Below are 12,885 nucleotides of genomic sequence, written 5' to 3' on the forward strand. Positions count from 1 at the left end.
ATCAAAAGAATAAGGCGCTTGTTAAATTACCTGAACCCCAATGGTTACATAGCTAATTAACAAACGCCTTACATGGGCCTGCCCCACCTATTTTATTTTATGCAGATGGCCGGTCTGACCCGTGCAGGTTTTTACTTACCTGAAAATGATGCAGCTTAGCGTGTATGGCTGAATCGCTATCGTCGGCATAGGTACCATAAGCGTTAACCAACGCGCCCTTCAAATTATATTTAGATGATGATATAGCGTATAATATCGACATATCAGAAGGGTTGCTTGGCCCTTCAAAACGGTAAAATTCATCTATCTCAAAATCATCGGGGCCCATATGTATATCAGCAGATTTATCGTCGATGGTATTTCCTTCAAGGCTTAAGTTGGCGGTATATCCTCTTTTATTAAGGTCGTTCAGCGCGTCGACCATTGTTTCGTAGTTTTTCATGGTTTTTAGGTTTGATATGTATGATCACTGTTTATTAAACCATATAAATGCCTATGTTGTTTTAATAATTAGTCATTAGTCGGAATTTCAATTCCGGGGATGTTGTTTTAATTATTTATAATACTAATGACCAATGACTACTCGGAACGCAAACTTTTAACCGGGTTAGCAATAGCCGCTTTTACCGATTGGAAGCTGATGGTTACAAAAGCAATTATCAACGCTATTACACCTGCCATGGCAAATATCCACCAGCTTAAACTGATGCGAAAGGCAAAATCCAGCAACCATTTATTCATTGAATACCAGGCTATTGGCAAAGCAATTACGGCAGCTATTAATACCAGCATCAAAAAGTCTTTAGATAATTCAATTACTATTCGCGGCACACTGGCGCCCAATACCTTGCGCACGCCTATCTCCTTAACCCGTTGCGAAATTGTGAATGCTGATAAGCCAAACAGGCCCAGGCAGGCTATAAATATGGCAATGCACGAGAAGATGGTCACCAACCGGCCCTGCAATTGTTCGCTGCTGTATAAGCGTTCGAACTTTTTATCCAGGAACGTATAAGCAAAAGGCGATTCGGGCAGGTAATGACGCCACACGCTCTCCATAGTAGTTATGGCCGATTGCGCGTTGCGGCCATCAACTTTTACCGAAATATAGTTGTACTGATTGTTTTTTACCGGGGGCATAGCAAACAGTAGCGGAATGATCTTTTGGTGCAGCGATTCAAAATGAAAATCGTTAACTACGCCTATTACCTTCCCTTTTACATTTCCGTACATCATGTCCTTTCCAATGGCGTTTTGCGCGTTTTTCCATTGCAGCATTTGTACCGCGGCTTCGTTAATTATAAAGTTGGTGGTGTCGTTTACATAAGCACGCGAAAAGTTACGCCCCGCATCCAGTTTAATACCATAGGTGGGAATGAAACCATAGTCGGTGGTCACATATTTCAGATCGAGCTTAATAGGCTTCAGCGAATCGCCCTGCATTACCGACGCGTTCTGATCATCCAGCAAGCGCCCTGATGGTACGCGTGACGAACGGCCTACCTCCTTAATAGCCGGGTTCTTCAAAAGCTCCTCGCGGAATGAATCGAAAGTATTGTTCAGGTTTCCGTTGTAGAACATGTTCACCACATAATCTTTATTAAAACCCAACGACTTATTCTGTATAAAGCTTAGTTGCCTGAAAACTACCGTAGTGGCTACTATCAGGATAATAGAAATAGAGAACTGCAAAACTACCAGCACCTTGCGGAACGATATGCCGCCCGCGCCCGATTTTACCAGCCCTTTTAAAACCCGCACCGGTTTAAACGACGACATAAAGATAGCCGGGTAAATACCGCTGATAAGGCCAACAATAAATGGCAGCAGTACAATTAAAATTATCACCTTCCAGCTAAGCAAACTGGAAAGCGACAGCGTTAGCCCCGATACACTGTTTACATAAGGCAGTACCAAAGCGCTTATACCGATAGCCAATACTAAGGCTACCCAGGTAATCAGCACCGATTCACTTAAAAACTGACGGATAATTTCCTGCCGCTGCGCCCCTATTACCTTGCGGATACCGATCTCCTTAGCCCGCAAAGCTGAGCGGGCGGTAGAAAGGTTCATATAGTTGATACAGGCAATTAGTAATATAAACAGTGCGATAATTGAAAATATGTACACCCGGGTAATATTGCCATTGTTCTCTATCTCATCATCCAGGTGCGAACGCAGGTGGATGTCGGTCAATTTTTGTAAGGTAAGTTTAGTTACCTTGGATGTTTTCAATCCCGCAGGCATGCCTTTAAATTGAACGTATTTATCAAGGAAGGGGCTTAACTGCCCATTTATCCTTTCCGCATTGTAGCCTTTGGGCAATAACAGGTAAGTGTAGAATGAGTTATTACCATAATTGGTACGCAGTTGCTTTTCGCCGTACACGGTACTGTCTTTAAGTGTATTAAACGACATCAGCAATTCTGCGTGCATGTGCGAATTGTTTGGCAGCGGTTTAAATATCCCGGTAACTTTAAACCCATGCTTAAGGTTATCCAGCAAAACCACCTGGTTAATGGGGTCCTGGTCGCCAAAGTATTTACGGGCCATGGCTTCCGTCATCATTACGTTATAAGGTTCAGTCAGGCCGGTTTTGGGGTCGCCCCTGGTAACATCTAACTTAAAAATGTCCTGGAAGTTCTCATCAGCAAAAAAGGAGTTGGTTTCATTGAACATCTTCTCGTTATACCGTACGGCAATTGTCCCGTTCGGCAGCAGCCTCGATACTTTTTCAATATCAGGGAACGCTGTTTTAAGCAAAGGCCCAAAAGGCGGAGCAACCGCGCTTAAATGCAGGCTTTCTGTACCATCTTGGGTATAAAATGTGCGTGTAACACGGTAGGTACGGTCGGCATTGGGGTTAAACTTATCATAGCTTAATTCATTAAAAACATAGGTTAGGATAAGCAGGCAGCAAGTAATGCCCACCGTTAAACCAAATATGTTAACGAACGATATAAACTTGTGCCTTGCAATATTGCGCCAGGCGCTGCGGAGATAGTTTTTTATCATGGCTTTTCTTTTTAAGTCCGGTAGTCCGGTAGTAATTTATTTAAAAGTCTTTAGTCTAAAGTCGTAAGTCGGTATACTTTGATCTTAAGACTTTAGACTAATCACTTATCATTCGCTCCTTAAACTTTTAACAGGGTTGGCTAACGCCGCTTTTACCGATTGGAAACTGATGGTTGCAAAAGCGATCAGCGCGGTTAACAGGCCTGCAAGTACAAATACCCATGCACCGATATCAACCTTGTAGGCAAAGTTTTGCAGCCATTTATTCATGCAGTAATAGCCCAGGGGCATGGCAATAAGTGTGGCTATTAATACCGGCTTTAACAGGTCTTTTGATAACAACAGCAGGATATTTTGCACCGACGACCCCAATACCTTGCGCACGCCAATTTCTTTAGTGCGTTTACTGGCCGTAAAGGATGCCAGGCCGAATAAGCCCAAACAGGCAATAAATATGGCCAGACTTGAAAATATGGTGATAATGGTTTGCTGCCTGATATCGTTTTTATAAGTGGTATCAAACTTTTTATCAAGGAAAGTATATTCAAACGGGTAAACGGGTGCTACGTTACGATAGATATTCCGTACCGCATCAACCGAAGCCGTAAGGTTGCCTGGTTTTAGTTTAATTACCACTACCCTGCGATCGTCGCTTGGTGATATTACCAACGCGTCCATCTTTTCTTTCAGCGACAGGAAATTGAAGTCCTCAACTACCCCCACTATCCGGCGGCGTACACTATCACGAAACGAGTTTTTTATCCATTTACCCAATGACCCGTTTGGTGTAAAACCCAATTTAGCGGCGGCCGTGCGGTTAATTAAAACTGCTTGTGCGGTATCGGTAGCGTACTGGCCCGAAAAATCGCGGCCGGCAATAACTTTTAAGCCCAGGGTTTTCACATAGTCAAAATCGGCAAACTCGCTACGCGGCTTAAACATTTCCCGTTGACCTTCAACTTCAAACCCCTGGATATCGAAGAACCCACCTGGTTCGCCCGACATTAAGGATACCGAAGCCACGTTGCTGTTTTGCAGCAGCTGGTTTTTAAAGGCTATACGATGATTGTAGATATCGTTATTATCGATAGGTATCACTAAGGTTTGGGCGTTATCATACCCCAGTTGTTTACTTTTCACATAATTCATCTGGTTCATAATAACTATGGTGCCAATAATCAGCAGCACCGAGATACTAAACTGCACTACCACTAGCACTTGCCTGAAAAACGAACCGCCCTTGCCCAATTTCAGTTTGCCTTTAAGCGCTTCGACAGGTGAGAATGTTGAAAGGAAGAACGCGGGATAACTGCCTGCCAAAAAGCCAACAACCAGTATCACGCCTAACAGGAAAAGATATATAGGCGGTGTATTCCACGATACGGTTAAGTTATAGCCAAGTATGTGGTTATAAGAAGGCATTAGGAGTAATAGCAGGCCAATGGAAAGCACACACGAGATGAGTGTGAGTAAAATTGATTCGCCGATAAATTGCAGCACCAAATGATCGCGCAGGGCGCCCATAACTTTACGTAGGCCCACTTCTTTGGAACGCTCTACCGCCCTGATGGTAGCCAGGTTAGTAAAGTTGATGCAGGCAATAAGCATAATAAGCACCGCAATAGATATAAAGATGTAGACTACCGTTTTATCGCCATGTTTCACATTATCAAACGCCGAAGCCGGTTTGAAGTAAATATCTTTCATTGGGGTAAGCGATAATCCAAATTTAAAGCCGTACTTTTTCATGGCATCCCCCATATACTTCTGCATAAAGCCGTCAAATTTACTTTCCAGGCGGGCTTTGTCTGTATGCTCGTTCAATAGCGCGTATACAAATAGGCTGTTATTTATCCAGTTTTTAAAGCCATCGCCATTTGTATAGTTGGTTATTGGCACTACCATGTCAAAATCCAGGTGCGAATTTGAGGGGATATTTTTAGCAACGCCCGTAACTTTTAGCCGCAGGTTTTTATCAATTTGTACTACTTTACCCATCGCCGCATTTGCACTGCCAAAATATTTTTTAGCTGTTTTTTCCGTCAACACTATACTGTTGGGGTTTTTCAATACGTCTGCCGCATTACCTTTTAGCAGCGGAAAAGAAAACAATGTAAAAAAGCCGGGGTCAACGTCGTAGACATTCCGCTCAGAAAAGGCTTTGTCATCAAACGATACAAGGTAATTGGTGGGGCGCACCCGCACCGCCATTTTAATATCGCTGGGGAAATCGTTCAGCAAAGCCGGTGCATACGGGCCCGACAGGTAAGGAACATCCTGTTTTGTTTTATCAAACTTGCGCATTACCCTGTAAATATTCGCTTCGTTTTTATGGAAACTATCCACACTAAACTCGTTCATAATAAACAGGAAGATCATCAGGCAAACGGTAATGCCTATAGTTAATCCTAAAATGTGGATCAGCGAAAACACTTTACGTTTGTAAATATTGCGCCAGGCTATCTTAATATAATTCCTTATCATATTTCTATTTTTTTAGTCCGGAAGTCGGAAAGACCGAAAGTCCGGAAGATGATTACTAAATATATTTTTTCGGACTCCCGACTTTCGGACTAATTCTATTCGCTCCGTAAACTTTTAACCGGGTTAGCCAATGCTGCTTTAACTGATTGAAAACTAATTGTAATAAGCGCTATAACCATAGCCGATAACCCAGCCAATAGAAACAGCCACCATTGTATTTTTGCGTGGTAAGCAAAATCCTGCAGCCACTTATTCATGCCATACCAGGCCAGAGGCACAGCTATACCCACTGATAGTAATACTAACAATAAAAAATCCCATGATAGCATGCGGGTAATGCTGCCTACGCTGGCGCCCAGCACTTTGCGTATGCCTATTTCCTTTGTTTTTACCTGTGCCGTGTAAGTTGCTAAACCAAACAAGCCCAGACACGATACAATAATGGCTACCGCGGCAAAAACATTGAACAACGCCCCGGTACGCTGCTCTATTTTATACAGGCGACCAAAACTCTCATCTAAAAAAATGGAATTGAACGGCGTTTCCCGGTCAAATTGTTTCCAGACGCGCTCGGTAGCCTCCAATGCTGCGTGTGTGTTGGCTGCGGTGGTTTTTATATAGATCCGTCCGGCGATATTGGGATTATAGGCCAGTATTGCGGGCTCTATTTTTTTGTGCAGACTGTTAAAATGAAAATCCTTCACTATGCCAATAATTGTCCCTTTTACCTGGCCCATCCTGAACTTTTTGCCTACCGGGTCTTTTATGCCCATTTGCTCAACAGCGGTTTCGTTCAGGATATAATGCGATGAATCTGCCACCGCACCGGTAAAATTCTGGCCCGATAACAATTTCATTTTAAAGAATGGGATAAATGTTTTATCTACAAATACAGGATGAAAATACAGGTTGCCGTTCACCGGCATGCCTTCCCAATCAGCATCGCCGGTAAAAGAACCCACATCAACAATGTTTGAACTGGAGCGGCTAACCGATGTGATAGATGGGTTTTTCATCAGCTCGGCCTTAAAAGCGTCGTATTGTTTTCCTACGCCGCCCATAAAAAATGTTAGTACATGTTCTTTATCATAACCAAGGTTTTTATTACGGATATAACTAAGCTGCCTGCCAATTATCAATGTACCTATGATCAGGATGATAGAAACTGTAAATTGTACCACAACCAACATTTTACGGAACGTGCCACTGCCCATACCGGCGGATATTTTTCCCTTAAGGGCTTTCAATGGATCGAAAGACGATAAAAGCAACGCAGGATAAATACTGGATGCGGCCAAAGTAACTATAAGCGCTATAACTATAACCGTCCAAACCTGTACGTCGCTTAAACTAAATATCAACTGCTTGCCCGAAAACTGATTGTAAACCGGCATTAATGCGAACATTAACCCAAAAGCCAGTATGGTGGCAATAAGGTACAGCACAACGGTCTCTACAATAAACTGCGCAAATAATTGCGCTTTTGCAGCCCCTATAATCTTACGCATGCTCACCTCCCTTGCACGCAGCATGGAAAGCGCGGTTGACAGGTTGACATAGTTAATACAGGCAATTATCAGTATCAGTATAGCAATAATGGCAAATATCCGTACGGTAGCCATGCCGCCATCTGTACCGTCAGATTTATACAGGTGCATTCGGGTTAATGGCTCCATCAGGTAAGCCACATCGGTATCATCGGCTTTGTTACGGATATGTATATTACGCAGTTTGGTTTGAATTTGCTTAATATTTACCTGTACACCCGGCTTGGTTAGCAGGTATGTTTCATAACCCAGGTTATGCCAATCGGCATCCATAGTAGCAAGCTGCGATGAACCATGGTAGGTAACATTATTTTTAATATAGGCTACCTGATTAAGATAACCCATTGGAAAAAACAAGCCGTAGTTGATACTTGAATTGTGCGGAAAATCTTTTATCACACCAGTTACCCTAAAACTAACTTTGTTGTTATCAACAATTACTTTTCCTATTGGGTCGCTGTTGCCAAAATATTTAAGGGCTGTTTTCTGGGTAATAACAACCGAATTAATATCCGGAAAAGGGTTATGCTGGTCGCCTTTTATCAAAGGGAAATCAAAGATTGAAAATAACGAAGGGTCGGTAAACACCGATATATCGTCGCTGAAAGTTTTTTCGCCATACTTAAATAAACCCGCCAGGTAGTTTGGGGCAATACGAACGGCGTTGGCAATCTCTGGTATTTCTTTTTTTGCAAATGTGGCTATAGGGGCCATGTCTTCGTTAAATATCCGGCGACTTTGCCCCAGCCCTCCTACGGTTTCCAGCCGGTATATATTTGGCGCTTTGGTATTAAAGCGGTCAAAACTCAACTCGTCCTGCACCCAAAGCAAAATAAGCAGCCCTACCGATAAGCCTATGGTTAATCCAATAATATTGATAAGGGTATAAAACTTATTCTTAAGCATACCCCGCCAGGCCGTTTTGATATAGTTTTTGATCATGATATCAATTTTTTGAATTAATTATTCATTATATTTCTATTCGCTTCTTAAACTTTTAACCGGGTTAGCCAATGCTGCTTTAACTGATTGAAAACTTATAGTTATTAATGTTATAGTGACCGTTAGCCCTGCCGCTAATGCAAATACCCACCAGCTTATATTGGTACGATAGGCGTAATCCTGCAGCCATTTATTCATGGCGTACCAGGCTATTGGGAAAGCGATTATCGAGGCTATTAATAGCAGCAAAAGAAAATCTTTTGATAGCATGGCCACTACATTTTGAACAGAAGCCCCCAAAACTTTGCGGATACCTATTTCCTTGGTGCGGCGTTCGGCGGTAAACATGGCCAAACCAAGCAAACCTAAACAAGCCACAATTATTGAAAGCACGGTAAAGGTTGTCAGCACCTTACTTATTGTTTGATCAGAACGGTATAGTAAGTTAAATTCTGCATCCATAAAGCTGTAATCAAACGGTAGTTCGGGCGCAAACTGTTTCCATTTGTTTTGAATGGCGTTAAGTGTTGCATTATAATCTCCGGGCTTGATTCGTACAGTCAGGTAAGAAGACCTGATATTATATGTTTTTGAGGTGGTGTAAAACAGCGCGTATGGCACAATACTGGACCGGAACGAATCGGTATTAAAGTCCTTCACCACCCCTATCACTGTAAATTTTTGATTGTTGTTACCAGGATAAGTAATGGTTTTACCGATGGGATTTTCCCAGCCTATTTGTTTGGCGGCAAGTTCGTTTAATATCACAGACGACGAATCGGCAAAGTTTTTTGAAAAGGCCCTGCCGCTTATCACTTTAAGCTTTAATGTTGGTACAAAAGCCTCATCAACCATAAAAGATGAAAGGTCGATACCTGTTAACTCGGTGATATTAGCCGGATTAGTTTCGGGTACGTAATTGTCGCCAAATGAACTTTCGGCCGGCAGGCCCGATGATATACTGGCATTAATTACCCCGGGCTTCTTCAGTAATTCCTGCCGGAAGGTCTCTTCGCTTGCTCCAAGGTTTGCCGGGTTTGATATAATAACCACATTGTCCTTGTCAAAACCAAGGTCTTTTGTTTGGTTATACATTAATTGCTTGTACACTACAATAGTGCATATCAAAAGGATAGTTGATACGGTAAATTGAAAAACCACCAGGGCGTTGCGGGTAAAAAATGCACCGCCCGAGGCTTTAAACAAACTATTGCCTTTTAATACGCTAACGGGTTTAAACGAGGTAAGGAAAAATGCCGGGTAGCTGCCGGCAAGCAAGCCGGTAATAAGCACTAATGCCACAACCCCTATAAATGTCTTATAGTTAAGAAATACATCGGCCGAAATACTTTTATCGGCCAGTTGGTTAAATGCGGGTAAAACCACTATAGTTAATAGCAGGGCTATTATACCGGCGCAAATACTATACAATAAAGCTTCGACAAGAAATTGCCTGATGAGCTGCTTACGCAAAGAGCCCAAAACTTTCCTGATCCCCACCTCCTTGCTCCTTTTAGCCGATTGCGCGGTAGATAAATTCATGAAATTTACACAAGCCAGCAGCATAATAAAAAAGGCAATGGTCAGGAATATGTAGACATACTTAATATCGCTTTGCTGGAAATAGCGTGTGCCGATGTTTGCCGAATACAGATGTACATCAATTAGTGGCTGCAGTTTAAAAATGCCATACGGCTTACCAAATTGCATATTGCTGGTTAGCTGCGCTATAGTTTTTGGAAATTTCGCTTCTAATTGCGCAACCCTGGCGGGGTTACCGGCTATTTGGGGTTTAAGTTTAACATAGGTGCCCATTTGCAGCCATATCCAGCTCCAATCAAAATTTTTAATTACCCGGGCGCTTGCCGCTGGTCGCAAAACGTCGAATTGTAGTGATGATTGCTTGGGGAGATCTTTTAATACCGCAGTAACTGTATATGGCGTTCCGTTTCCGTTCAATACCAGCGTTTTGCCAAGGGGCGATGCATCACCAAAGTATTTTTTTGCCGCTTGTTGGGTAATAACCAATGAATGTACCCCATTCAGGCATGTTGAGGCATCGCCGGCAACTAATGGGTAGTTAAAGAATTTTACAAAATTGGCATCAACAACAAGCGTTTTTTTCTCGGTCACCGAGTTCTTCCGGCCATTTATTTCGTAATGGATGATCTCATCGCCCGGCATAAATATGCGTGTGTAACTTTCTACCTCGGGAAAGTTCTTTACCAGCGCGTTACCAACCGGCGGCGGCGTATGGCCAACAACATACCGGTCGTTTCCCCGCTTTACATCAATGTTTACGCGGTATATCCGTTTCGCATCTGTAAAAGAACGGTCATAACTTAACTCGTCCTTTATATACATCCCTATCAGTAACAAGCAAGTTAAGCCAATGGCTAACCCGCTTATATTAATAAAACTACTAACCTTATTACGTACAAGGTTGCGCCAGGCTATTTTAATGTAGTTGCGTATCATTTTGCTATCTGTTAAACGCTGTCAATATTTGTTGATAACTGTCATTATTCGTTACGTAAACTTTTAACCGGATTAGCTATCGCCGCTTTAATTGATTGGAAACTAATAGTAACCAGGGCTATAATAATTGCCGCTAAACCGGCCATGCCAAACACCCACCATTGCATATCAATGCGGTAACGATAACTGCTAAGCCAGTTATGCATCATATAATAAGCTACAGGGAAGGCCAGCACACACGATACGATAACGAGCTGTAAAAAATCTTTTGATAATAAGCCGGTTATGCCCGAAACGCTGGCGCCTAATACCTTACGTATGCCTATTTCTTTTGTACGCCGTTCGGCAGTGTAGGCCGCTAAACCAAACAAGCCTAAACACGATATAATGATAGCCAGCGTTGCGAACACACGCGATAGCTTGCTCACCAGCATTTCGCCTGTAAATAATTTATTGAACTCGGTATCTAAAAACCTGTAGTTGAACGGGAATGCGGGATTATCTTTTTTCATAACCGATTGAATAGAGGCGACAACCTTTTCCACATCGCTTCCTGGCTTAAAATGAATGTACATGTAGTTGGCATGATCAAGCGGCAGGCTAAGAAACACTACCGGGTCTGATTTGCCATACATGTTTCCATACACATAATCGTTTACCACACCAACAACGGTTGATGCTGTTTTATTACCTTCATGTCGTATCACTTTGCCTATAGCACTGCCTTTACCCATCAGCTTTTCCAAAGATTGTGTAATTACTATACCCGATTCATTTGTGGTATCGGCTATGGTAAGGTTGCGGCCTTCCAGTAGTTTCATATGCAGTGTTGACATGAATTCGGGGGTAACATACCTGCGCGATATTAAAACTACCGAACCAGCAGGTTTAGCTTCCCACGTATAGCTCGAAGTATTGTTGCCATCATATAGCGTTGGGTGGTCGGCTAAAGCTACGTGATCAACATAGCCTGTATTGAGCATATCCTGCTGTATGCGGGCGAAATCATTGGAAATATTGCCCTGGGCATCCATCTCTATCAGGTTATTCCGGTTAAAGCCCAGCTGCCTGCTTTTAACGTGCTGTATTTGCTGATATACAATTATGGTGCAGATGATAAGGACAATAGAAATGGTAAACTGTGTTACCACTAATCCTTTACGCACAAATGCTGCACTGCCATCTTTCAATTTGATCCCTTTTAATACCGAAACCGGGTTAAATGATGATAAGTAAAGGGAGGGGTAGCTGCCTGCTATCAACCCGCAAACAACCGCAACAAGCAAAACTGCTGTAATATGTAACGGGTTGTTAAACCCTGCGGTCAGTTGTTTTTCAACCAACAGATTGAACGCCGGGAGCAGTAACAGGACAATAAGCACGGCAATAGCGGCAGATAATAGCGCCATAAATAATGCTTCGCCAATAAACTGGGCAATAAGCATTTTTTTGCCCGCGCCTAAAACCTTGCGTACGCCAACCTCACGGGCGCGTTTTTCGCTGCGGGCTGTAGCCAGGTTCATGAAGTTGATACAGGCAATAAGCAATATTATCCAGGCGATGACAGAGAACAGCCGCACGTTTTGGATACGCCCTTCGCCTGTTTGTTTGCCATCTTTAAAAACATCGCGCAAATGCCAGTCTTTCATCCCAAAAAGGAAAACATGACTGATGGCGCCTGGCAATTTTTTAGGTAGAAAATTATACAGCTGTTTATTTACAGTTTCGGGGCTTACACCTGGTTTTAGCTCAACATAAGTATGTAATGAATTATTGCCCCAACCTTGCAGCCACGGACTGGCATCAAAAAAAGGTTGAAATGGCATAACCCATTCAAATTGAAATGTTGAATTAGCCGGGTTATCTTTCACCACTCCTTCTATCACATAATCCTGTTTGTTATCTACTTTAATGGTTTGCCCAACCACGTTTGCCTGGCTACCAAAAAACTTTTTAGCGGCCGACTCGGTAATTACCATCGAATGAGGTTGTGTTAACACCCTGCTGGCATTGCCTTGCACAAAAGGCATGGTAAACATGCTGAATAAAGATGTTTCCGCGTAGATGCCCGTAGCGTAAAATGCTTTATCCCCCTTTGAAAATAAAAAGCTTTGATCTTCAGATGTCCGGCAAACATTAGCTATGCCGGGGACCTCAGCTTTTATAGCCGGACCAAACAAACCGGGGGTTGATGAATGCGTGAAAACATGATCAACATACTGCTGGTTTTCTTTAGCAATAAACAGTCTGTCTTTCTTTTGATGTACCGAATCGAAGCTGACCTCGTTCTCCACCCACAAAAAAATAAAGGCCGCGCAAGCTATGCCTATAGCCAATCCAAAAATGTTCAGAAAACTGTAGGTCTTGTTTTTTAACAAGCTCCTGAACGCGGTTTTGATATAGTTCCTTAACATAATTG

The 12,885-nt window shown here is 42.6% G+C and carries 6 protein-coding genes; all 6 read right to left on the reverse strand.

Annotation, left to right across the window (positions count from 1 at the left end):
- Positions 1–97: 97 nt before the first annotated feature.
- The gene (locus IRJ18_RS11230; RefSeq protein ID WP_194106294.1) at positions 98–442 is read right to left on the reverse strand and encodes a phosphoribosylpyrophosphate synthetase; all 345 of its coding nucleotides are present in this window, start codon (positions 440–442) and stop codon (positions 98–100) included.
- A gap of 137 nt (positions 443–579) precedes the next feature.
- Complete coding sequence (locus IRJ18_RS11235) at positions 580–3,015, reverse strand: ABC transporter permease (RefSeq protein WP_194106295.1); 2,436 nt, start codon at positions 3,013–3,015, stop codon at positions 580–582.
- Positions 3,016–3,123: 108 nt separating this feature from the next.
- Positions 3,124–5,499 carry an ABC transporter permease gene (locus IRJ18_RS11240; protein ID WP_194106296.1) on the reverse strand — a complete coding sequence of 792 codons (2,376 nt, stop codon included), beginning with the start codon at positions 5,497–5,499 and terminating at the stop codon, positions 3,124–3,126.
- Positions 5,500–5,594: 95 nt separating this feature from the next.
- Positions 5,595–7,988: an ABC transporter permease gene (locus IRJ18_RS11245; protein ID WP_194106297.1), complete on the reverse strand. Its 2,394-nt coding sequence runs from the start codon at positions 7,986–7,988 to the stop codon at positions 5,595–5,597.
- A 36-nt stretch (positions 7,989–8,024) separates the two neighbouring features.
- Positions 8,025–10,466: an ABC transporter permease gene (locus tag IRJ18_RS11250; RefSeq protein WP_194106298.1), complete on the reverse strand. Its 2,442-nt coding sequence runs from the start codon at positions 10,464–10,466 to the stop codon at positions 8,025–8,027.
- A 44-nt stretch (positions 10,467–10,510) separates the two neighbouring features.
- Positions 10,511–12,880, reverse strand: a complete 2,370-nt coding sequence (locus tag IRJ18_RS11255; RefSeq protein WP_194106299.1) for an ABC transporter permease — start codon at positions 12,878–12,880, stop codon at positions 10,511–10,513.
- Positions 12,881–12,885 lie beyond the last annotated feature (5 nt).

Source organism: Mucilaginibacter boryungensis (assembly GCF_015221995.1).
Classification (GTDB): domain Bacteria; phylum Bacteroidota; class Bacteroidia; order Sphingobacteriales; family Sphingobacteriaceae; genus Mucilaginibacter; species Mucilaginibacter boryungensis.

Excerpts from the sequence above, each read along its gene's own strand:
- IRJ18_RS11230 (WP_194106294.1), bottom strand. The coding sequence starts at position 442 with ATGAAAAACTACGAAACAATGGTCGACGCGCTGAACGACCTTAATAAA.
- IRJ18_RS11235 (WP_194106295.1), bottom strand. The coding sequence starts at position 3,015 with ATGATAAAAAACTATCTCCGCAGCGCCTGGCGCAATATTGCAAGGCAC.
- IRJ18_RS11240 (WP_194106296.1), bottom strand. The coding sequence starts at position 5,499 with ATGATAAGGAATTATATTAAGATAGCCTGGCGCAATATTTACAAACGT.
- IRJ18_RS11245 (WP_194106297.1), bottom strand. The coding sequence starts at position 7,988 with ATGATCAAAAACTATATCAAAACGGCCTGGCGGGGTATGCTTAAGAAT.
- IRJ18_RS11250 (WP_194106298.1), bottom strand. The coding sequence starts at position 10,466 with ATGATACGCAACTACATTAAAATAGCCTGGCGCAACCTTGTACGTAAT.
- IRJ18_RS11255 (WP_194106299.1), bottom strand. The coding sequence starts at position 12,880 with ATGTTAAGGAACTATATCAAAACCGCGTTCAGGAGCTTGTTAAAAAAC.